19 protein-coding genes and 1 pseudogene are annotated in these 21,916 nt (G+C 67.2%); 15 read left to right on the top strand and 5 right to left on the bottom strand.

Going from position 1 to position 21,916, the window contains the following annotated elements; all coding sequences use genetic code 11:
• Window positions 1–236: 236 nt before the first annotated feature.
• Window positions 237–1,400, top strand: a complete 1,164-nt coding sequence (locus H4O10_RS16720; RefSeq protein ID WP_033835514.1) for an acyl-CoA dehydrogenase family protein — start codon at window positions 237–239, stop codon at window positions 1,398–1,400.
• Window positions 1,401–1,807: 407 nt separating this feature from the next.
• On the opposite strand, the gene H4O10_RS16725 is transcribed toward H4O10_RS16720, so the two are convergent.
• Window positions 1,808–2,287: a tRNA (cytidine(34)-2'-O)-methyltransferase gene (locus tag H4O10_RS16725; protein WP_049455011.1), complete on the bottom strand. Its 480-nt coding sequence runs from the start codon at window positions 2,285–2,287 to the stop codon at window positions 1,808–1,810.
• A 69-nt stretch (window positions 2,288–2,356) separates the two neighbouring features.
• Complete coding sequence (locus tag H4O10_RS16730; RefSeq protein ID WP_049402662.1) at window positions 2,357–2,833, bottom strand: hypothetical protein; 477 nt, start codon at window positions 2,831–2,833, stop codon at window positions 2,357–2,359.
• A 415-nt stretch (window positions 2,834–3,248) separates the two neighbouring features.
• Here H4O10_RS16730 and H4O10_RS16735 point away from each other — a divergent pair, with 415 nt between their 5' ends.
• From H4O10_RS16735 to H4O10_RS16750, 4 genes are all read left to right on the top strand, one after another.
• The gene (locus H4O10_RS16735) at window positions 3,249–6,098 is read left to right on the top strand and encodes a pitrilysin family protein (protein WP_049455012.1); all 2,850 of its coding nucleotides are present in this window, start codon (window positions 3,249–3,251) and stop codon (window positions 6,096–6,098) included.
• A gap of 178 nt (window positions 6,099–6,276) precedes the next feature.
• Window positions 6,277–6,594: a DUF4156 domain-containing protein gene (locus H4O10_RS16740; protein WP_049455013.1), complete on the top strand. Its 318-nt coding sequence runs from the start codon at window positions 6,277–6,279 to the stop codon at window positions 6,592–6,594.
• Window positions 6,595–6,697: 103 nt separating this feature from the next.
• Window positions 6,698–7,714: a 3-oxoacyl-ACP synthase III gene (locus H4O10_RS16745; RefSeq protein WP_004135358.1), complete on the top strand. Its 1,017-nt coding sequence runs from the start codon at window positions 6,698–6,700 to the stop codon at window positions 7,712–7,714.
• 94 nt (window positions 7,715–7,808) lie between these two features.
• Window positions 7,809–8,699 carry an alpha/beta fold hydrolase gene (locus H4O10_RS16750; protein ID WP_049455017.1) on the top strand — a complete coding sequence of 297 codons (891 nt, stop codon included), beginning with the start codon at window positions 7,809–7,811 and terminating at the stop codon, window positions 8,697–8,699.
• A 114-nt stretch (window positions 8,700–8,813) separates the two neighbouring features.
• Here the strand turns inward: H4O10_RS16750 and H4O10_RS16755 are convergent, their stop codons facing one another.
• The gene (locus H4O10_RS16755) at window positions 8,814–9,245 is read right to left on the bottom strand and encodes a YkgJ family cysteine cluster protein (protein ID WP_005407630.1); all 432 of its coding nucleotides are present in this window, start codon (window positions 9,243–9,245) and stop codon (window positions 8,814–8,816) included.
• Window positions 9,246–9,349: 104 nt separating this feature from the next.
• Between H4O10_RS16755 and oleC the strand changes: the two genes are divergently transcribed.
• The 3 genes from oleC (at window position 9,350) to H4O10_RS16770 (ending at window position 12,234) form a co-directional block, all read left to right on the top strand.
• The gene (oleC, locus tag H4O10_RS16760; protein WP_049432631.1) at window positions 9,350–11,008 is read left to right on the top strand and encodes an olefin beta-lactone synthetase; all 1,659 of its coding nucleotides are present in this window, start codon (window positions 9,350–9,352) and stop codon (window positions 11,006–11,008) included.
• Window positions 11,005–11,997, top strand: a complete 993-nt coding sequence (gene oleD, locus H4O10_RS16765; RefSeq protein ID WP_005407632.1) for a 2-alkyl-3-oxoalkanoate reductase — start codon at window positions 11,005–11,007, stop codon at window positions 11,995–11,997. Before oleC ends, oleD begins: the two co-directional genes overlap by 4 nt.
• An 81-nt stretch (window positions 11,998–12,078) precedes the next feature.
• The gene (locus H4O10_RS16770) at window positions 12,079–12,234 is read left to right on the top strand and encodes a DUF1328 domain-containing protein (RefSeq protein WP_005407633.1); all 156 of its coding nucleotides are present in this window, start codon (window positions 12,079–12,081) and stop codon (window positions 12,232–12,234) included.
• Between the two features lie 76 nt (window positions 12,235–12,310).
• On the opposite strand, the gene ddlA is transcribed toward H4O10_RS16770, so the two are convergent.
• Window positions 12,311–13,405, bottom strand: coding sequence for a D-alanine--D-alanine ligase (gene ddlA, locus H4O10_RS16775; RefSeq protein ID WP_033835522.1), 1,095 nt, complete (start codon window positions 13,403–13,405; stop codon window positions 12,311–12,313).
• Between the two features lie 377 nt (window positions 13,406–13,782).
• Here ddlA and H4O10_RS16780 point away from each other — a divergent pair, with 377 nt between their 5' ends.
• From H4O10_RS16780 to H4O10_RS16795, 4 genes and pseudogenes are all read left to right on the top strand, one after another.
• Complete coding sequence (locus H4O10_RS16780) at window positions 13,783–14,418, top strand: SCP2 sterol-binding domain-containing protein (RefSeq protein ID WP_049452626.1); 636 nt, start codon at window positions 13,783–13,785, stop codon at window positions 14,416–14,418.
• Window positions 14,415–16,070 carry a ubiquinone biosynthesis regulatory protein kinase UbiB gene (gene ubiB / locus H4O10_RS16785; RefSeq protein WP_049452627.1) on the top strand — a complete coding sequence of 552 codons (1,656 nt, stop codon included), beginning with the start codon at window positions 14,415–14,417 and terminating at the stop codon, window positions 16,068–16,070. Before H4O10_RS16780 ends, ubiB begins: the two co-directional genes overlap by 4 nt.
• A gap of 5 nt (window positions 16,071–16,075) precedes the next feature.
• Window positions 16,076–16,654 carry an O-methyltransferase gene (locus H4O10_RS16790; RefSeq protein WP_049452628.1) on the top strand — a complete coding sequence of 193 codons (579 nt, stop codon included), beginning with the start codon at window positions 16,076–16,078 and terminating at the stop codon, window positions 16,652–16,654.
• 181 nt (window positions 16,655–16,835) lie between these two features.
• Window positions 16,836–17,525 (top strand): annotated as a pseudogene (locus tag H4O10_RS16795) (pseudouridine synthase); the annotation flags it as partial.
• Window positions 17,526–17,601: 76 nt separating this feature from the next.
• Here the strand turns inward: H4O10_RS16795 and H4O10_RS16800 are convergent.
• Window positions 17,602–18,129, bottom strand: a complete 528-nt coding sequence (locus tag H4O10_RS16800) for a DUF2059 domain-containing protein (RefSeq protein WP_005407643.1) — start codon at window positions 18,127–18,129, stop codon at window positions 17,602–17,604.
• Window positions 18,130–18,262: 133 nt separating this feature from the next.
• On the opposite strand from H4O10_RS16800, the gene arfB reads away from it, so the two are divergent.
• From arfB to dcp, 3 genes are all read left to right on the top strand, one after another.
• Entirely contained in the window at window positions 18,263–18,694 is a 432-nt protein-coding gene (gene arfB / locus H4O10_RS16805) for an alternative ribosome rescue aminoacyl-tRNA hydrolase ArfB (protein WP_005407644.1), read from the top strand.
• Window positions 18,695–18,698: 4 nt separating this feature from the next.
• Window positions 18,699–19,301, top strand: a complete 603-nt coding sequence (locus H4O10_RS16810; RefSeq protein ID WP_033835525.1) for a lysophospholipid acyltransferase family protein — start codon at window positions 18,699–18,701, stop codon at window positions 19,299–19,301.
• A 111-nt stretch (window positions 19,302–19,412) separates the two neighbouring features.
• Window positions 19,413–21,569: a peptidyl-dipeptidase Dcp gene (gene dcp / locus H4O10_RS16815; RefSeq protein ID WP_012478784.1), complete on the top strand. Its 2,157-nt coding sequence runs from the start codon at window positions 19,413–19,415 to the stop codon at window positions 21,567–21,569.
• Window positions 21,570–21,916 lie beyond the last annotated feature (347 nt).

Raw genomic sequence — 21,916 nt, forward strand, 5'->3', positions numbered from 1 at the left:
ACGGTTGTTTGAATGTGTCAGGGTACCGGGACGCGCGTGATCGAGCTAGATCGCCGATGTTCACGTCATGATTGCTGCGGTGCAGCGTAATGCTCGCGGCCGGGTAGGTGCCAACCTTGGTTGGCACATTGTTTCACCGCCCGGACCCGCATCCGTGTGGACCAAGGTCCACACCTACCAGACGCGATGCTCGCGGATGACCGACAATAGCCCGGTCCTGACTGCGCGTGAGTGCCATGGCTTTGCATCCGTACGATCTGTTCGATGTCCGTTCCCTGCTCAACGAGGAAGAGCGCGCGGTGCAGGAGAGCGTCGCCCGCTTCACCAACGAGCGCGTGCTGCCGATCATCGGCGATGCCTTCGACCAGGCCCGTTTCCCCGCCGAGCTGGTGCCGGAGATCGCGTCTCTGGGCCTGCTCGGCGCGACACTGCCGGCCGAATACGGTGGCGGTGGCCTCGGCGCGGTCAGCTACGGCCTGATCTGCCAGGAGCTGGAGCGCGGCGATTCGGGCCTGCGCAGCTTCGTCTCGGTGCAGAGCTCGCTGTGCATGTACCCGATCTACGCCTATGGCAGCGAGGAGCAGCGCCAGCAGTGGCTGCCGGCGATGGCGCGCGGCGAACTGATCGGTTGCTTCGGCCTGACCGAGGCGCATGGGGGTTCCGATCCGGCCAGCATGAAGACCCGAGCGGTGCGCGACGGCAGCGACTGGCGCATCAGCGGCAGCAAGATGTGGATCACCAGCGGCCCGGTGGCCGACCTGGCCATCGTCTGGGCGCAGACCGAGGACGGCATCCAGGGCTTCGTGCTGGAAAAAGGCATGGCCGGCTTCACCACGCAGGAAATCAAGCACAAGATGAGCCTGCGCGCATCGCTGACCGGTGCGCTGTTCTTCGATGACGTGCGCGTGCCTGACAGCCACCGGCTGCCGAACGTGAAGGGCCTGAAGGGGCCGCTGGGCTGCCTGACCCAGGCCCGCTATGGCATCAGCTGGGGCCCGATCGGTGCGGCGATTGCCTGCCTGGATGAAGCACTGGGTTATGCCAAGGAGCGCGTGCTGTTCGGTCGCCCGCTGGCGGCCACGCAGAGCGCGCAGATCAAGCTGGCCGAGATGGCCCGCCGCATCACCACCGCGCAGCTGCTGGCCCTGCAGCTGGGCCGCCTGAAGGAAGCCGGCCAGCTGCAGCCGCAGCAGGTCAGCCTGGCCAAGTGGAACAACTGCCGCATGGCGATCGACATTGCCCGCGAATGCCGTGACCTGCTGGGTGGCGCCGGCATCACCACCGAACACGTGGCGATCCGGCACGCGCTGAACCTCGAATCGGTGATCACCTATGAAGGCACCGAGACCGTGCACCAGCTGGTGATCGGCCGCGAACTGACCGGCATCAACGCGTTCTGAGTGCACCGGTAGTGCCGGCCGCTGGCCGGCATTGAGTTGGTAGTGCCGGCCGCTGGCCGGCATTGCCCAGTAGCGTACTCGCAGGCGAGCGATCGGTGTATCGAACCGCGCACTGTATCGAGATGGGTTCAAGGACAGCCTGTACCGCGCGGCTGTTGGGTCCGCCTTGAAGCGAGCCGAGCACCGCAGGTCCGGCGGGGGCGAAGAGGCGCGGGTGTCTGAGCGCAGCGAGTTCCGCGCCGTCCCCCGGCGGGCCAAGGAGCGCAGGGCACCGGTGCGCAGCACCGGCTCGCGGATGGCGGCGCGTTTCTTTTGGTTACTTTTCTTTCCGCGCGGAAAGAAAAGTAACGCCCATGAACGCATGCGCCCGCCACAGCAACGACCAGGCAGAAGAGAGACGCGTGGCGTTACGCGCCGCCGGCAAACCCGTGCTGCCGCCACGCCTCGTACATCACCACGGCAACGGTGTTGGAAAGATTGAGGCTGCGGTTGCCCGGCCGCATCGGCAGGCGCAGGCGGCGGCCATCCGGCAGCGCATCGAGCACGTCCTGCGGCAGGCCACGGCTTTCCGGGCCGAACAGGAAGGCATCGCCCTCTTCAAAGGCCACGCTGTCGTAGCGCACGCTGGCGCGGGTACTGAGTGCGAACAACCGATTCGGAGCGATCCGCGCTAGCGCGGTGTCCAGGTCGGGGTGCACCTGCAGGCGCGAGTACTCGTGGTAGTCCAGGCCGGCGCGCTTGAGCTGCTTGTCTTCCAGTGCGAAGCCGAGCGGCTCGACCAGGTGCAGCTGCGCGCCGGTGTTGGCACAGAGCCGGATCACATTGCCCGTGTTGGGCGGGATTTCCGGTTGGAACAGGATCACGTGGAACGGGGGCGCGGCATTCATCGGCGCAGTGTACCTGCGACGGCGGCCGGCTTTACGGCGCGCGCCCTGCGCTGGGCAGGGCGGCACCGCTTACGGGCGCAGCAGGACCTGGGCGGTTTCGGTGGCCAGTGCCTGCAGGTCGGCAGCGCTCGGGCGCACCTGCAGGGCCGGCAGGTTGACGATGACCGAGTTGGCGACGTTGGTGGCGGCGGCGGCCAGGGTGGCGGCGTAGCGCTGGGCTTCCAGTTCGGCGGCCAGGGCGACGCGCTGTTCCAGGCTCGGGCGCACTTCAACCGAGGCCAGGGTGGTGATCGGCATCGCGGCGGCGACCGGGGCGGCGACGTAGCCGCTGCGCTCGGCCAGCTGGTCGGCGCTTGGGCGCACTTCCACGGTGGCCAGGGTCGGGATGCCGCTGGCCTGTTCCCAAGCCTGCTGGGCCAGCTGGTCGGCGGCCGGACGAACCTGCACGGTGGACAGGGTCTTGATGGATTCGGAGGCCTGCACCGACGAAACAACCGCGGTGCCGGCGATCAGGGCGATGGCGATGGCAATGGTCTTGGCGTTCATGACGGGGCCTGTTTAGTGTTGGTGATCAGTGGTGTGGTAGTAAGGTAGTACACCAGTTCTGGGCTTGCAAGGAAAATTTTCGATTTCCTGCGTTTGTTCATCCTTCAGTCAGCTTTTGTCTGAAGCCCTTCCTAGTGCAGGAACTACCAAGCAATCCCCGTGCCAACTTTTAATTATTGATTTGCAAGGGTTTTATGGTCATCGAAAAGTGTCCGACGGGCGGACACCTGTCCATTCGATGTGCTGCGGACACTGTCCGGACGTCGCCGGCGGGTGCTTGTGACGGCCCGGACAGGGCAGATCGGCTCCGCGGATGGCGCACAGGGGCAAACACCCCCAGTGACTGGCGACCGATTCCTGCCGTTGCGCGCGCACGCTAGGATCGGGGTTCACCTATGTGACCAAGGATCCGGATATGTCTCTCGCCCTTCGCCCGCGCACTGCGCTGCTGGCCGTTGCCCTCAGCACCGCCCTGGGCACGCTTGTGCCTTCCCATGCGTTGGCGGCAAAGCCGGCCGCACCGGCCAAGGTCGATATCCCGTATGAGCAGTTCACCCTGCCCAACGGCCTGCGCGTGATCGTGCACACCGATCGCAAGGCGCCGATCGTCGCGGTCAACGTCTGGTATCACGTCGGCAGCAAGGACGAACCGGCCGGCCGCACCGGCTTCGCGCACCTGTTCGAACACCTGATGTTCCAGGGCAGCGAAAACCACGATGGCGAGTTCTTCGAGCCGTTCAAGCAGGTGGGTGCCACCAACCAGAACGGCACCACCAATACCGACCGCACCAACTACTTCGAGAACGTGCCCACCACTGCGCTGGACATGGCGCTGTGGATGGAATCGGACCGCATGGGCCATCTGGTCGGTGCGATCGACCAGGCGGCGCTGGACGAGCAGCGTGGCGTGGTGCAGAACGAGAAGCGCCAGGGCGAGAACCAGCCCTACGGCCAGGCCTGGGACCAGCTCAACAAGGCGCTGTATCCAGTTGGCCACCCGTACCACCACGGCGTGATCGGTTCGATGAACGATCTGAACGCGGCGTCGCTGGATGACGTGAAGACCTGGTTCCGCACCTGGTACGGCCCGAACAACGCCGTGCTGGTGCTGGCTGGCGACATCGACCTGGCCACCGCCAAGGAAAAGGTTGGCAAGTACTTCGGCAGCATCCCGGCCGGCCCGACCATGGCGCAGCCGGCGGTGAACGTGGCCAAGCGCAGCGCCGACACGCGCGAGACGATGACCGACAAGGTGCCGCAGGCGCGTATCTACCGCGCCTGGAACGTGCCGCAGGTCGGTACCACCGAGGTCGATCAGCTGCAGCTGTTCGCGCAGGTACTGGGCGGTGCCAAGTCCTCGCGGCTGAGCCAGCGCCTGCAGCACCAGGACAAGCTGGTGGACAGCATCGCGGCAGGCCTGTCGACGTCGCAGCTGGGTTCGAACTTCGTGATCATGGCGACGGTCAAGCAGGGCCAGGACCCTGCCAAGGTCGAGAAGATCATCGACGAGGAACTGGACCGGCTGATCAAGCAGGGCCCGACCGCGGCCGAGCTGGAACGCGCCAAGACCGGTGCCCGCGCCGGTTTCATCCGCGGCATCGAACGCATCGGCGGCTTCGGCGGCAAGGCCGACGCACTGGCCGAGTGCGCGGTGTTCACCGGCGACCCGGGCTGCTTCCGCACCTCGCTGGCCAACATCGAGAAGGCCAGTGCTGCTGATCTGAGCCGTCTGGGCGCGCAGTGGCTGGACAAGGGCAGCCACACTCTGGTGATTGCACCGGGTGAGCGCGTGGCGCTGAAGGAAGACCCGAGCCAGGCGCCGAAGCCGTTCAGCGTGCCGGCGGTGGATCCCAAGTACAGCACGCTGCCCGAGCAGGTCGACCGCAAGGCCGGCGTACCGCAGACCCGCGAGTTCCCGCAGCTGAAGTTCCCGGCGCTGCAGCGCGCCACGCTGAAGAACGGCACCCAGGTGATCCTGGCCGAGCGCCACGAGATTCCGGTGGTGCAGTTCAGCTACCAGTTCCCGGGTGGCTTCAGCGCCGACCAGGGCCGCAAGCCGGGCACCGCCAACTTCACCATGAGCCTGATGACCGAAGGCGCCGGCAAGCTCGGCTCGCTGGCCTTCGCCGATGCTGCTGACGCACTGGGCGCCAGCCTGGATGCCTCGGCCGGCCTGGACTCCATGAGCGTGGACCTGTCGGCGCTGAAGGAAAACCTGGCACCGTCGCTGGCGCTGTATCGGGACCTGCTGCGCGAACCGCGCTTCGAGCAGGGTGAGATCGACCGGGTCAAGGCGAGCTGGATTGCCGGCATCCAGCAGGAGAAGGTCAACCCGGGTGCGGTGGCGATGCGCGTGCTGCCGCCGCTGCTGTACGGCAAGGGCCACCCGTATGCCATTCCGTTCACCGGCAGCGGTGACGAAGCAGCGATCAACGGCCTGACCCGCGAAGACCTGGTCGACTTCCACCGCGACTGGCTGCGCCCGCAGAACGGAACCCTGATCGTGGTCGGTGACACCACCCTGGCCGAGATCGTGCCGCTGCTGGACAAGCAGCTGGGCGACTGGAAGGCTGCGGGCGACGCCCCGCAGGTGAAGGCCGCCACCGACGTGGCATTGCCGAAGGGCCCGCGCGTGTTCCTGATCGACCAGCCGGGTGCGGTGCAGGCCAACCTGTTCGCCGGCCAGGTGGTGGCGCCGTCCAGCGCCGCCAGTTCGACCCGCTTCGATATCGCCAACGGCGTGATCGGCGGCGACTTCACCTCGCGCCTGAACATGAACCTGCGTGAGGACAAGCACTGGTCGTACGGTGCGCGCAGCAGCGCGATCAACTCGGTGGGCCAGCGCCCGTGGATGGCCAGCGCGCCGGTGCAGATCGACAAGACCGGCCCGGCGATGGCGGAAATGCGCAAGGAAATCGCCGCGTTCGCCGATGGCAGCAAGCCGGCCACCGCCGCCGAGGTGAACCGCATCCGCAACATCCAGACCCTGAGCCTGCCCGGTGCCTACGAGACCGCCAGCGCGGTCGCCTCGACCATCGGTTCGATCGTGCAGTTCAAGCGTCCGGACGACTACGTGCTGCGCCGCAAGACCGAGATCGAGGCGATGACCCCGGCGCAGGTGCAGCAGGCCGCCGCCGAGATCAAGCCGCAGGCGCTGACCTGGGTGGTGGTGGGTGATCTCAAGCAGACCGAAGCGGCCGTGCGTGCGCTGAACCTGGGCGAGGTGACGGTGATCGACGCCGAAGGCAACCCGGTCAAGAAATAAGGGATGCGCCTGCCCGCCCCCGCGGGCAGGCCTCCCCAGGTAGTGCCGGCCGCTGGCCGGCAACGCCGTGACCCGAAGGCGGGGTCAGAGCCCGCTGCGGGGGATCCGTCCCCCCACCGGCTACCCCCGATTCAGGCGGTTCAGGCAGAATCCCTCCATACCCTTCCAGGATCTGCCCATGCGCGTTCTGCTGCTTTCCTTCCTGCTGCTCACCGTCACCGCCTGTACCTGGGTGCCGATCGAACCGGCCGGCAAGGCGACCCGCGTGCTGCCGGCAGGCCCGGTTCCCGCTGGCTGCATTGCCAAGGGCGAGGTGGTGGTGACCGTGAAGAGCAAGGTCGGCTTCTACAACCGCAACCCGCTGCGCGTGCAGGAAGAGCTGGAAACCCTGGCCCGCAACGAGGCCCCGAGCGCCGGCGCCAATGCCGTGCAGGCCGCCGCGGCCCCGGCCGATGGCAGCCAGCGCTTCGCCGCATTCCAGTGCCCGCCGCGCTGAACGCTTCACCATACGGCCAAGGCTGAATTCGTAAAGATGCGGTGAAGGCCCCGGGGGTTATAGAATAGCGCCCCCTTTTGCCTGAGCCTTGGCGCTAACCTCGATGCTCTTCAAGAATGTCTCGATCGCCGGCCTGGCACACGTCGACGCGCCGCATACGCTGACCACCAAGGAAATCAACGAACGCCTGCAGCCGACGTTGGATCGCCTGGGAATCCGCACCGACGTGCTCGGCGACATCGCCGGCATCCACGCGCGCCGCCTGTGGGACAACGGCGTGCTGGCGTCCGACGCTGCCACCATGGCAGGCCGCAAGGCACTGGAAGACGCAGGCATCAATGCGACGCAGGTTGGCCTGCTGGTCAACACCTCGGTCAGCCGCGACTACCTGGAGCCGTCCACGGCCTCCATCGTCTCGGGCAACCTCGGCGTCAGCGACGAGTGCATGACCTTCGACGTCGCCAATGCCTGCCTGGCCTTCATCAACGGCATGGACATCGCCGCGCGCATGATCGAGCGCGGTGACATCGACTACGCGCTGGTGGTGGACGGCGAGACCGCCAACCTGGTGTACGAGAAGACCCTGGAGCGCATGACCGCCCCGGACGTCACCGCCGACGATTTCCGCAACGAGCTGGCCGCCCTGACCACCGGTTCGGGTGCCGCGGCGATGGTGATGGCGCGCTCGGAGCTGGTGCCGGACGCGCCGCGCTACAAGGGCGGCGTGACGCGCTCGGCCACCGAGTGGAACCAGCTGTGCCTGGGCAACCTGGACCGCATGGTCACCGACACCCGCCTGCTGCTGATCGAAGGCATCAAGCTGGCACAGAAGACCTTCACCGCTGCCAAGATCGCCTTGGGCTGGGCCGTGGAAGAGCTGGACCAGTTCGTGATCCACCAGGTCAGCCAGCCGCACACCGCGGCGTTCATCAAGAACTTCGGCATCGACCCGAAGAAGGTGATGACCATCTTCGGCGAGCACGGCAACATCGGCCCGGCCTCGGTGCCGATCGTGCTGAGCAAGCTCAAGCAGCTGGGCAAGCTGAAGAAGGGCGATCGCATCGCGCTTCTGGGTATCGGCTCGGGCCTGAACTGCTCGATGGCTGAAGTGGTCTGGTAAAAGAGTCACCGCTGACCTGCTGCACGACGGGCAGCGATGATTTTTCCAAGTGTTCAAGGGCCGGTTTACCGGCCCTTTCTACAGGTGCGATCCGATGTCCCAGCTTCCCGGTTACCCCGCCCACCCGCAGCGCTTCGAGGTACGCCCCGGCCTGTCGATGAACTATCTCGACGAAGGCCCGCGCGACGGCGAGGTGGTGGTGATGGTGCATGGCAACCCGTCGTGGAGCTATTACTGGCGCACGCTGGTCGCCGGCCTGTCGGACACGTACCGCTGCATCGTGCCGGACCACATCGGCATGGGCCTGTCGGACAAGCCCGATGACAGCCGCTACGAGTACACGCTGCAGTCGCGCGTTGACGACCTCGATGCGCTGCTCAAGCACCTGGGCATCACCGGTCCGGTGACCCTGGCGGTGCACGACTGGGGCGGCATGATCGGTTTCGGCTGGACGCTGTCGCATCACGACCAGGTGAAGCGCCTGGTGGTGCTCAACACCGCCGCGTTCCCGATGCCGGCGGCGAAGAAGATGCCGTGGCAGATCGCGCTGGGCCGCCACTGGAAGATAGGCGAGTGGATCATCCGCACCTTCAACGCGTTCTCGTCAGGTGCCTCGTGGCTGGGCGTGGAGCGGAAGATGCCGGCCGACGTGCGCCGCGCCTACGTGTCGCCGTACAACAGCTACGCCAACCGCATCAGCACCATCCGCTTCATGCAGGACATCCCGCTGTCGCCGGCCGACAAGGCGTGGTCGCTGCTGGAACGTGCCGGCAAGGCGCTGCCGTCGTTCGCCGACCGGCCGGCCTTCCTCGGCTGGGGCCTGCGCGACTTCGTGTTCGACCACCACTTCCTGAAGGGCTTCCAGGCCGCGCTGCCGCAGGCCCAGGTACATGCGTTCGAGGACGCCGGCCACTACGTGCTGGAAGACAAGCACGAAGTGCTGGTGCCGGAGATCCGCGCCTTTCTGGACAAGAACCCGATCTGATCGGTGTGCCGACCAACGGTCGGCATCCACCCCTTCCTCTTCCGGTGGGTGCCGACCGTTGGTCGGCACACCCGAAGGGTTGATGAGGTTGCCGGCCAGCGGCCGGCACTACCATTACGCGGCGACCGGCGCCTGCGGCGGCGAGGAAGGGCTGTTGCCGTTGTCGTCCGGATGGTCGTCGTCGTTGTCGGCGTCATCGCGCCAGCGCCAGTCGGCCGGCGTCAACGGATCCAGGCCATAGGCGATGCGCGCCTTGTCGCACTGCGGGCTGGCCTTGCCATACTCCCACGATGCATCCACCTCGCGGCACACGCTGGGCCGGTTGGGATGGATGGTGCAGCGTGAATACACGCCGATCTGCGCATCCAGCGCCACGCAGCGCACCGGCTTGGAATGGGTGCCGCGCATGCACAGGCGGTGCGGGTCCAGCACCTCGGTGAGCTGGTGCGGCACGCCGCCGGGGGTGACCTCGTCTGATTCCATCCAGTGGAAGGCCACGCGGTACTGGGTGCAGCAGGCGCCGCAGGTCATGCAGGGATGTTGCATGGGCAAGCCGCCTCGGGCGGCAGTCGGAATCAGGAACGAGGGTGCGGATTTTCCACGAAGTGGGCCGCCGCGCAAGAAATTCCGTAAGCGGCGACAATGAACGGATGAACCGACCCTGCAATATTGCCGCCCGCTTGCCTGAACTGGCGCGTGAACGGCCTGATCAGATCGCCATCCGCTGCCCTGGCCGCCGTGGCGCCGGCAACGGCATGGCCGCCTACGACGTGACCCTGGATTACCGCCAGCTGGACGCCCGCAGCGACGCCATGGCGGCCGGCCTGGCCGGCTACGGGATCGGCCGTGGAGTGCGCACGGTGGTGATGGTGCGGCCGTCGCCGGAGTTCTTCCTGCTGATGTTTGCCCTGTTCAAGCTGGGCGCGGTGCCGGTGCTGGTCGACCCGGGCATCGACAGGCGCGCGCTGAAGCAGTGCCTGGACGAGGCGCAGCCGGAGGCCTTCATCGGCATTCCGCTGGCGCACTTGGCGCGGCTGGTGCTGCGCTGGGCACCCTCGGCGGCGCGCCTGGTGACCGTGGGCCGCCGCCTCGGCTGGGGCGGGGCCACGCTGGCCGCGCTGGAGCGCGCCGGCGCCAAGGGTGGGCCGATGCTGGCCGCCACCGACGGCGAGGACATGGCCGCGATCCTGTTCACCAGCGGCTCCACCGGCGTGCCCAAGGGCGTGGTCTACCGCCATCGCCACTTCGTCGGCCAGATCCAGCTGCTGGGCAGCGCCTTCGGCATGGAAGCGGGCGGGGTGGACCTGCCGACCTTCCCGCCGTTTGCCCTGTTCGATCCTGCGCTGGGCCTGACCTCGGTCATCCCGGACATGGACCCGACCCGGCCGGCACAGGCCGACCCGGCCCGCCTGCATGACGCCATCCAGCGCTTCGGCGTGACCCAGCTGTTCGGCTCGCCGGCGCTGATGCGGGTGCTGGCGAAGCATGGCCGGCCGCTGCCGACGGTGACCCGGGTGACCTCGGCGGGTGCGCCGGTGCCGCCGGACGTAGTCGCCACCATCCGCAGCCTGCTGCCGGCCGACGCGCAGTTCTGGACGCCGTATGGCGCTACCGAGTGCCTGCCGGTAGCGGTGGTCGAAGGCCGCGAGCTGGAACGCACGCGCGCCGCCACCGAGGCCGGCGCCGGCACCTGCGTGGGCAGCGTGGTGGCGCCGAACGAAGTGCGCATCATCGCCATCGATGACGCGCCGCTGGCCGACTGGTCGCAGGCGCGCGTGCTGGCGGTCGGCGAAGTGGGTGAAATCACGGTGGCTGGCCCGACCGCCACCGACAGCTACTTCAACCGCCCGCAGGCCACGGCTGCAGCGAAGATCCGCGAGACGCTGGCCGATGGCAGCACCCGCGTGGTGCATCGCATGGGCGACGTCGGTTACTTCGATGCGCAGGGTCGCCTGTGGTTCTGCGGGCGCAAGACGCAGCGCGTGGAAACCGCGCGCGGACCGCTGTACACCGAACAGGTCGAGCCGGTGTTCAACACCGTCGCAGGCGTGGCGCGCACCGCGCTGGTCGGTGTCGGCGCCGCCGGTGCGCAGGTGCCGGTGCTGTGCGTGGAACTGCTGCGCGGCCAGTCCGACAGCCCGGCGCTGCAGGAAGCGCTGCGTGCGCACGCCGCAGCGCGCACGCCTGAGGCCGGCCTGCAGCACTTCCTGGTGCATCCGGCGTTCCCCGTCGATATCCGTCACAACGCCAAGATCGGCCGCGAGAAGCTCGCCGTCTGGGCCAGCGCCGAACTGGAGAAGCGCGCATGAAGATCCTGGTCACCGGTGGTGGTGGGTTCCTTGGCCAGGCGCTGTGCCGCGGGCTGGTCGAACGTGGCCACCAGGTACTGGCGTTCAACCGCAGCCATTACCCGGAGCTGCAGGTGATGGGCGTCGGCCAGATCCGTGGCGACCTGGCCGACCCGCAGGCGGTCCTGCATGCGGTGGCCGGCGTCGATGCGGTATTCCACAACGGTGCCAAGGCCGGTGCGTGGGGCAGTTATGACAGCTACCACCAGGCCAATGTGGTCGGCACCGACAACGTCATCGCCGCCTGCCGTGCGCACGGTATCGGCCGGCTGGTCTACACCTCCACGCCCAGCGTGACGCACCGGGCCACGCACCCCGTAGAAGGCCTCGGCGCCGACGAAGTGCCGTACGGCGAAGATTTCCAGGCGCCCTATGCGGCCACCAAGGCGATTGCCGAACAGCGCGTGCTGGCAGCCAATGACGCCTCGCTGGCGACGGTGGCGCTGCGTCCGCGCCTGATCTGGGGCCCTGGCGACCAGCAGCTGGTACCGCGCCTGGCCGAACGTGCGCGACAGGGCCGCCTGCGCCTGGTGGGCGATGGCAGCAACAAGGTCGATACCACCTACATCGACAACGCCGCGCTTGCCCACTTCCTCGCCTTCGAGGCACTGGCGCCCGGTGCCGCATGTGCAGGCAAGGCCTACTTCATTTCCAACGGCGAACCGCTGCCGATGCGCGAGCTGGTCAACAAGCTGCTGCAGGCGGTGGGTGCACCGACCGTGGACAAGGCGATCAGCTTCAAGACCGCGTACCGTATCGGCGCCATCTGCGAGCGGCTGTGGCCGCTGCTGCGCCTGCGCGGCGAACCGCCGTTGACCCGGTTCCTGGCCGAACAGCTGTGCACGCCGCACTGGTACAGCATGGAGCCCGCCCGCCGTGACTTCGGCTATGTGCCGCAGGTCAGCATCGAAGAAGGGCTGCGCAGGCTGAAGGCTTCATCTGCTGCATAGATCGCCATCACTGGTTGCACACCGCAGGATCGGGAGGATGGACCCACGCCATCCAAGGCTCGACCACCCGCGAGGAGCGCCATGCTGCACTACGCCATCATTTTCTTTGTCATCGCCATCATCGCCGCCGTTCTGGGTTTCTCCGGTATCGCCGGCGCCGCAACGAACATCGCCTGGATCCTGTTCGTGGTGTTCCTGATCCTTGCGGTGATCTCGATGTTCCGCAAGCGCGGCTAGCCGGTAGTGCCGGCCGCTGGCCGGCATCGCTTTCCGCAGAGTCGAGCCATGCTCGACTCTGCGGGCGATCACCACGTTACACAGCGCTCTGCAGCCCGCGATCAGCTTCGTGGCGTTCCAGCGCCAGCTCGATCAGGCGCGTGATCAGCGCGGTGTAGTCGACACCGCTGGCGCCCCACAACTTCGGGTACATGCTGATGCGGGTGAAGCCCGGCAGCGTGTTGACCTCGTTGATGACGATCTCGCCGTCTGCGGTGAGGAACACATCCACGCGCGCCATGCCCGCACACTCCAGCGCCTGGTAGGCCTGCCGCGCGATCTGCTGGATGCGCGCCTGGGTGGCGGCGTCGATGTCGGCCGGCACCACCACTTCAGCGCCATAGTCATTGATGTACTTGGTGTCGTAGGCGTAGAACTCGTCGTGCACCACCACCTCGCCGCATACGCTGGCCTGCGGGTGCTCGTTGCCCAGCACTGCGCATTCGATCTCGCGGCCGACCACCGCCGATTCCACCAGCACCTTGTGGTCGTAGCGCAGCGCCAATGCCAGTGCCTCGGCGAAGCCCGCCGCATCCTTGACCTTGCTCACACCCACCGACGAACCCTGGTTGGCCGGCTTCACGAACAGCGGCAGGCCGAGCTGGGCGATCACCGCGTCGGCATCGACCTCCGCGGCCTGATGGCGACGGATGCACAGCCACGGCGCCACCTGCAGCCCCGCGTCGCGCAGCAGGCGCTTGGTCACGTCCTTGTCCATCGCCACCGCCGAGCCCAGTACCGGCGAACCGACGAAGGGCAGATTGGCCATGCGCAGCAGCCCCTGCAGCGCACCGTCTTCGCCGAGTGGCCCATGCAGGATCGGCAACACCACATCGATCTGGCCCAGCGCGCTGGCCGCATCGCACGGCTGCAGCTGCGCCTGCTCGGCGCCCGGGCGCACCGCCAGCGACTGGCCCGAGCGATGCAGCGCGATGCGCGACGGATCATCGGCATTGATCAGGAAGGTATCCGGCTGGCTCAGATGCCACTGGCCCTGCTTGTCGATGCCGACCAGCACCGGCTCGAAGCGCTCGCGATCAAGCGCATCGAGGATGTTCTTCGCCGACTGCAGCGAAACTTCGTGCTCGGAGGACTTGCCCCCGAAAATGATGCCGACCCGGGTCCGTGCCATGGGGAGTGCGATGTCCTGTGCGTTGCGTGGCCCCATAGCATGAACCTTCATCGGCCATCCGCGTGAGGCACAGGTGAACCAGAAATCCATCCACGCATGGCGTGGATCTACCGTGTCGACCAAGGTCGACACCCACCAAGAGCAGCAGGAACCTGTCGAAGGCGGGGTGGGCCGGTTGCGGGGGTGTCCGCGGCATGGATGCCGCGGCCAAGCCCCCACGGACGGGTTTACGGCGTCCCCCGCAACCGGCCCCGTCCCGCCAACCCACGGAATGCCCGCTGTTGCTGTTGCTTCGGCTATTGCCGTTGCCGTTGCATCTGCGGGTGCCGGGCGGCAGCCCGGCCCAAGCCCCCCACCCACGCAGGTAGAATGCGCACATGGCTCTCTCCCTGCTCAAGTCCCTCAAGCCGGTCGCTGGCCGCGCCCTGCAGATCGCCCTGAACCGCGCGCTGGCGCTGGATCCGGATACCCGCCATGCATTGGCCAGCCTCGACGGCCGGCATATCGACCTGACCCTGGAAGCGCCGTCGCTGGCCATGCGCATCAGCGTCGACGGCGAGCAGCTGCGGGTCGGCCCGGTGGATGCGCAGGAAGCCGACCTGGCCGTGCGCAGCAGCCTGGCCGGCGTGCTGGCGCAGCTGCCGCTGCTGGCCAACGCGCGGCGCGGCGACAACAACGGCAAGGGCCGTGTGCGCGTGGCCGGCGATGCCGAGCTGGCGCGCCGCCTGCAGCAGCTGGCCAAGGGCTTCGATCCGGACTGGCAGCAGCCTTTCGTCAGCGTATTCGGCGAAGTACTGGGCGTGCAGGTCGCCAACACCCTGCGCAGCGCCCTGCAGCACGCGCGCCAGGGGGCGATCGACCTGGCCCACAGCGCCGCTGAGTTCATCACCGAGGAGTCGCGCGATGTGGTGCCGCGCGCCGAGCTGGATGCCTTCCACGACGACGTGGATGTGCTGCGCGATGACGTGGAGCGCCTTGGTGCACGCGTGCAGCGCCTGCGGGGTGCCGCATGAAGGCCGTGCTGCGGGCCAGCCGCATTGGCCGGGTGATCCTGCGTTACCGCCTCGACGACCTGCTGCAGGGCACGCCGGCCGAGCGCTGGCTGCGCCTGGCCAAGCCGTTCGTGCCGCGCGCCTCGGCCAGCATCGCCTCGCAGTCGCGCGGTGCGCGCCTGCGCCTGGCGCTGCAGGACCTCGGCCCGATCTTCGTCAAGTTCGGCCAGATCCTGTCCACCCGCCGCGACCTGGTGCCGCCGGACGTGGCCAACGAACTGACCCTGCTGCAGGACCGGGTCAAGCCGTTCGATGGCGAGACCGCGCGCCGCATCGTCGAGGACGCGCTCGGCCTGCCGGTCAGCGAGGCCTTCGCCAGCTTCGACACCGAACCGCTGGCTTCGGCCTCGATCGCGCAGGTGCACGCGGCCACGCTGGCTGATGGTCGCCAGGTGGTGGTCAAGGTACTTCGACCGGGCATCGAGAAGCAGATCGACGCCGACATCGCCCTGCTCAATTCGCTGGCCGCCCTGGTCGAGCGCACCCACCCGCGCGCCGACAAGATCCGGCCGCGCGAAGTGGTGGCCGAGGTCGAGAACACCCTGGCCGCCGAGCTGGACCTGCAGCGCGAAGGCGCCAATGCCAGCGTGCTGCGCCGCTTCTGGGAAAACTCCGACGACCTGTACGTGCCGGAAGTGATCTGGAGCCACACCGCCGAGCGCGCGCTGACCCTGGAGCGGGTGTGGGGCATTCCGTCCGATGACATCGCTGCACTGGACAAGGCCGGCATCGACCGCAAGGCGCTGGCCGCCAAGGGCGTGCGGGTGTTCTATACCCAGGTGTTCCGCGACAATTTCTTCCACGCCGATGCGCACGCCGGCAACATCTGGGTCGACACCGATCCGGCGCGCCGTGCCAATCCGCGCTTCATTGCGCTGGACTTCGGCATCATGGGCCAGTTGTCGCAGGAAGATCAGTACTACCTGGCCGAGAACTTCATGGCCATCTTCAACCGCGATTACCGCCGCATCGCCGAACTGCACGTGCAGGCACGCTGGATGCCCGACCACGTACGCATCGACGATCTGGAAGCGGCCGTGCGTTCAGTGTGCGAGCCGTACTTCACCCGTCCGCTGTCGCAGATCTCGCTGGCCGAAGTGCTGATGAAGCTGTTCCGGGTGGCGCAGCGCTATCAGCTGACGCTGCAGCCGCAGCTGATCCTGCTGCAGAAGACCCTGCTGAACATCGAGGGCGTCGGCCGCCAGCTGGACCCGCAGATCGACATCTGGGCGGTGGCCAAGCCGGTGCTGGCGAAGATCCTGCGCGAGCGCTACAGCCCGCGCCGGGTGGTGCGCGAGCTGGGCAAGCGCCTGCCGGAAATCATGACCCATGCGCCGGACATGCCGCGGCTGGTGCACGCCTGGCTGACCCAGCAGGTGGAAGGCCGCCACGAACTGGCGATGCGTTCGCGCGATCTGGTCGCGCTCGACGCCAGCCTGCAGCGCCTGCAGAAGCGCGCCGTGGGCGCGATCACCGGCGTCGGCCTGCTCGCCATCGCTGCACTGATGTATGTGCTGCAGCCGCCGGGCTGGTACTGGGGCGACGTGCCGGCGTGGAGCTGGCTGTCCGGTGCGGTCGGTGCAGTGGCGCTGCTGCGCGCGTGGTGGAAGTAGGCCCCATGCTGCAGGCACTCAAGGACGAACTGGCCCGCTTCGGCGCCGACAACGACGCCCGCGAAAGCGCGCGTGGCCGCCGCATGCTCAACATCACGCCGGAGACGGGTGAATTCCTGTCCGTGCTGGTCCGCTTCGGCACTGCGCGCCGCGTACTGGAGATCGGTACCTCCAACGGCTATTCGACGCTGTGGCTGGCCGAGGCTGCCGCCGCCATCGACGGCCACGTGACCACGCTGGAATACGCCGAGGACAAGGCGGCGATGGCGCGTGACACCTTCGCGCGCAGTGGCCTGGCCGATCGCATCACGCTGGTCCACGACGATGCCGGGCCGTGGCTGGCAGAGGCCGCCGATGCCAGCATTGACCTGCTGTTCCTCGATTCGGACCGCGGGCAATACGCCGGCTGGTGGCCGCAGCTGCGCCGCGTGCTGCGCCCGGGCGGCCTGCTGGTGGTGGACAACGCCACCTCGCATGCGGGAGAGATGGAACCGTTGCGCGTGCTGCTGGACGCTGATCCGGACTTCAGCACCAGCCTGGTGCCGGTGGGCAACGGCGAGCTGCTGGCCGTACGCAACGCCTGACCGCCGCGCTGCCCGCGCTGATCTGGTAGTGCCGGCCGCTGGCCGGCAACTCCAGCAATCAGGCGACCCTGAGGCAGCCGGCCAGCGGCCAGCTCTACCGCATTCAGTGCCCAGCCTCGATAATCCCGCCGTGAGCACCGAACCTGACACCCTCGCCGCGGTCGAGACTGAAACCGCGCCCCTGCAGCTGCTGCACCTGGATGAGCGCCTGGCCGTGGTCAACAAGCCTGCCGGGCTGATGGTCCACGACAGCAAGCTGGCCCGTGGCGAAGACGACTTCCTGACCGACCGCCTGCGCGAGCAGCTGGGCCGCCCGATCTTCCTCGTGCATCGCCTGGACCGGGCCACCAGTGGCTGCCTGCTGCTGGCCTTTGACCGCGAGACCGCCAGTGCGCTGGGCAAGGCGCTGATGGGTGGCGAGGTGCTGAAGGACTACCTGACCGTCTGCCGGGGCTGGCCGGCCGAACTCGCTTGGCAGGTCGATCATGATCTGGACGGCGGCCCGGGCAAACCGGTGAAAAAGCCGGCGGTCACCGACTTCCAGCGCCTGGCCACCGGCGAGCTGTCGGTGCCGGTCGGCGAGTTCACCCGCTCGCGCTATGCGTTGCTGCGCTGCCAGCCACAGACCGGGCGCTTCCGGCAGATCCGCCGGCACCTCAAGCACCTGTCGCATCACATGATCGGCGACACCAGCCATGGTGATGGCCGCCACAACCGCATCTTCCGCATGCAGGGTGTGCACCGCATGCTGCTGCACGCCGAGCGCCTGCGCTTCCCGCATCCTGAGGGCGGCAACGTGGATGTCAGTGCGCCGCTGGATCGTGAGTTCCAGAAGGCGCTGGACCTGTTCGGCTGGCAGGTGGACCTATAGACGGTAGTGCCGGCCGCTGGCCGGCATCTGCCTGATCCCAACCGTACGAGGTTGCCGGCCAGCGGCCGGTACGACCTCACTTCTTTTCCGGCTCGTTGACGATCGCTTCCAGGTCCTTCTGCAGGTCCGCGAACAGCGGCTGCATGCGCGCCTGGATCGCCACCATCACGTTCTGCATCAGGGCCGGGGTCTTGTCCAGCAGGCTCTGGCCGGCCGCGCTCTCGTAGAACTCGGCCATCGCCAGCACGTCTTCCTTGCTGAAAGTCTTCTTGTACAGGTCCACGTACATCGGCCGCAGCTGCTGCCAGGACAGTGCCTGCCGCAGGGTCTGGCTGGTCCGTGCCTGGATCCGCTTCAGCTGCTCCTGCTGCTGGGCATTGAGCTGGCGCTGTGCGGCCACCTGCTGGAACTGCTGCTGCTGCATCGCCTCGATCTGCGGCAGCATGGTGTCGATCATGCTCTGCGCACGTGACGCGGACAGCAGACGGTTGATGTCGCCATCGGTCGGCGGCGCGGCCAGGGCGGGGACACTGGCCACGGCCAGCGCCAGCAGCAGGGCGGCGCGGCGCAGCAGGGAGGGCAGGGCGGGTGCGGAGCGGGTCATGCGAAGCTTCCTGCGGTACATGGGACGGCCAGCATACCCGCAGCCAAGGCGAAGGCGGCGTGTTCGGTACCTGATCGGCGGCATACGGCGCGCGATGCGCACTCCGACGCGTGGCTGCCGCTACAATGCGCGGATGGGCAGTGGACCGGTCACCATCAACGCGCAGCTTGAAATCCCCGACGGCGAGATCGTCGAGCGGTTCGTGCGTGCCAGCGGTGCCGGTGGCCAGAACGTCAACAAGGTCTCCACTGCGGTGGAACTGCGTTTCGACGTGGCCAACTCGCCCTCGTTGCCCGAACCGTTGCGCACGCGCCTGCTGGCGCGGCGTGACCGGCGCATGACCGGCGAAGGCGTGCTGGTCATCGACGCGCAACGTTTCCGCACCCAGGATCGCAATCGCGAGGATGCGCGCGAGCGGCTGGCGGCCTTCATCCAGGCCGGGCTGAGCGTGCCCAAACCGCGCAAGGCCACCAAGCCGACCCTCGGGTCGAAACTGCGTCGTCTGGACGCCAAACGCGGGCGCGCGCAGATCAAGCGCGGGCGCTCATCACGTGACTGGGAGTGATTGCTTGAACAACCCGACTCCGCTGCTGCCGGCCGTGCCGCCGCAGATGCCACAGGTCAAACCCAACGCCTTCCTGCGCTGGCTGGCGCGCTGCACCCTGCGCATGGGCGGCTGGAAGGTGACCGGCACCCTGCCTGACATCCCGCGCCTGGTGTTCATCATCGCGCCGCATTCGTCCAACTGGGACGGCCTGTGGGGCATGGCGGCCAAGATCGCGCTGGGCATGAAGGTGAAGGTGCTGGGCAAGGCCTCGCTGTTCTGGTGGCCGCTGGGGCCGCTGCTGCACAAGCTGGGCGTGATCCCGCTGGACCGCAGCTCGCCGCAGGGCACGGTGGGCCAGGCGGTGGACCTGCTTCGCAACAACGAGAAGATGTGGTTCGCCATCACGCCCGAGGGCACCCGCAAGGCGGTGAAGGAGTGGAAGGCCGGCTTCCTGAAGATCGCCCGGATGGCAGACGTGCCGATCCTGACCGCCTATTTCCACTATCCGGAAAAGACCATCGGCATCGGTCCGCTGTTCACCCCGAGTGGCGACGATGTGGCCGACATGGCTGCCATCCGCGAGTTCTACCGGCCGTGGATCGGCAAGACCCGCGGCACGGTCTGAGCCGGCCGCAGGCCGTCGCATAGACGCCACGTCCGGCACATGCCGGGCGAGCGCGACAGGAGTAGGGTGGAGGGCTGGTATTCCATACCGTCTGCCCAAGGAGCGTTTTACATGTCGCGTACCGTAGTCCTGGCCGCCGCCATCAGCCTGGCGCTGGCGGCCTGTTCCGGCAAGGAGTCCACCCCCGTGTCCGATGCCCAGAAAGCCCCGGCCCAGCAGCCGGCCGAAGCCTCCACCAATCCGCTGCTGAGCGCCAGCACGCTGCCGTTCCAGGCGCCGCAGTTCGACAAGATCAAGGACAGCGACTACCTGCCGGCCTTCGAAGAAGGCATGCGCCAGCACCTGGCCGACGTTCGCAAGATCGCCGACAGCAGCGAGCCGGCCACCTTCGACAACACCATCGTGGCGATGGAGCGCAGCGGCGAGACCCTGACCCGCGTGTCGCGCATCTTCTTCGGCCTGGTCCAGGCCGATACCAACGATGCGCGCCAGAAGATCCAGGAAGAAGTGGCGCCGAAGCTGGCCGCGCACCAGGACGAGATCAACCTCGACCCGAAGCTGTTCGCGCGCGTGAAGTCGATCTATGACCAGCGCGACACGCTTGAACTGGATCCGGTGCAGAAGCGCCTGGTCGAGCACTACTACGATGGCCTGGTGCGCGCCGGTGCACAGCTGTCCGACGCCGACAAGGCATCGCTGCGCAAGCTCAACGTGGAAGAGACCACGCTCTCCACCCAGTTCCATACCCGCCTGGTGGCTGCCACCGCCGCTGCGGCCGTTGTCGTTGACGACAAGGCCAAGCTGGCCGGCCTGGACGAGGATGCGATCAACAACGCCGCCAACGCAGCGAAGGAGCGCAAGCTGGATGGCAAGTTCCTGCTGCCGCTGCAGAACACCACCCAGCAGCCGGTGCTCGGTTCGCTGAGTGATCGTGACCAGCGTGCCGCCGTGCTGAAGGCTTCGGAAACCCGTGCCGAGCGTGGCGATGCCAACGACACCCGGCAGACCGTGCAGCGTCTGGCCCAGCTGCGCGCGCAGAAGGCCAAGCTGCTCGGCTTCGATACCTTCGCCGACTACCAGCTGGGCGACCAGATGGCCAAGACCCCGGCCGCCGCGCTCAAGCTGCTGACCGACACCGTGCCGGCCGCCACCGCCAAGGCCCGCGCAGAAGCCGGCGAGATCCAGAAGGTGATCGACGCGCAAAAGGGCGGTTTCCAGGTCGCCGCCTCGGACTGGGATTTCTACGCCGAGCAGGTGCGCAAGGCCAAGTACGATCTGGACGAGTCGCAGATCAAGCCGTACTTCGAACTGGACAACGTGCTGCAGAACGGCGTCTTCTACGCCGCCACCCAGCTGTACGGCATCACCTTCAAGCCGCGTACCGACATTCCGACCTACAACCCGGACATGAAGGTGTACGAAGTCTTCGACAAGGACGGCACCTCGCTGGCCCTGTTCTACACCGACTACTTCAAGCGTGACAGCAAGTCCGGCGGCGCCTGGATGGACGTGTTCGTCGAGCAGGACGGCCTGACCGGCGCCAAGCCGGTGGTCTACAACGTCTGCAACTTCACCAAGCCGGCCGCCGGCCAGCCTGCGCTGATCAGCTTCGACGACGTCACCACCATGTTCCATGAGTTCGGCCATGCACTGCATGGCATGTTCTCGAACGTGAAGTATCCGTCGATTGCCGGCACCGCCACCTCGCGCGACTTCGTCGAGTTCCCGTCGCAGTTCAACGAGCACTGGGCGCTGGACCCGAAGGTGTTCGCCAACTACGCCAAGCACTACAAGACCGGCGAGGCGATGCCGCAGGAGCTGGTCGACAAGATCCTCAAGGCACGCAGCTTCAACCAGGGCTATGCGACTACCGAGTACCTGTCGGCCGCACTGCTGGACCTGGCCTGGCACACGCAGAAGGCCGACGCGCCGCTGCAGGACGTCGGCGCCTTTGAAGCGAGCGCGCTGAAGAAGTTCAAGGTCGACCTGCCGCAGGTGCCGCCGCGTTACCGCACCACCTACTTCGACCACATCTGGGGTGGCGGTTACTCGGCCGGCTACTACGCCTACTTCTGGGCCGAAGTGCTGGATCATGACGCCTACCAGTGGTTCACCGAACACGGTGGCCTGACCGCCGCCAATGGCCAGGAATTCCGCGACAAGATCCTCTCGCGCGGCAACAGCGTGGAGCTGTCGACCCTGTACCGCGATTTCCGCGGCAAGGACCCGTCGGTGGAACCGCTGCTGAAGTTCCGCGGGCTGAAGTAAGCGCGACCTGAAGTACGAAAGAAATAACGGCGGGGGAAACCCCGCCGTTTTTCGTTGAATCGATGCCATCGACAGATTCCGCAGTGTGCCGCTCATCCACGCATGGCGTGGATCCATGTATCGACCAAGGTCGACACCCACCAGAAGCAGGCCATGCTGTTCCGACAGTTCGCGGAGATCTGTCGAAGGCGGGGGGGGTCCGGTTGCGGGGGTGTCCGCGGCATGGATGCCGCGGCCAAGCTTACAGGGACGTACTTGCAGCGTCCCCCGCAACCGGACCCACCCCGCCATCCCCCAGGAAACCGGCTTTGGCTGTTGCTGTTGCTGATGAGGTTGCCGGCCAGCGG

This window comes from Stenotrophomonas sp. I18B00994 (genome assembly GCF_014145825.1).
In the GTDB taxonomy this organism is placed as follows: Bacteria; Pseudomonadota; Gammaproteobacteria; order Xanthomonadales; family Xanthomonadaceae; genus Stenotrophomonas; species Stenotrophomonas maltophilia.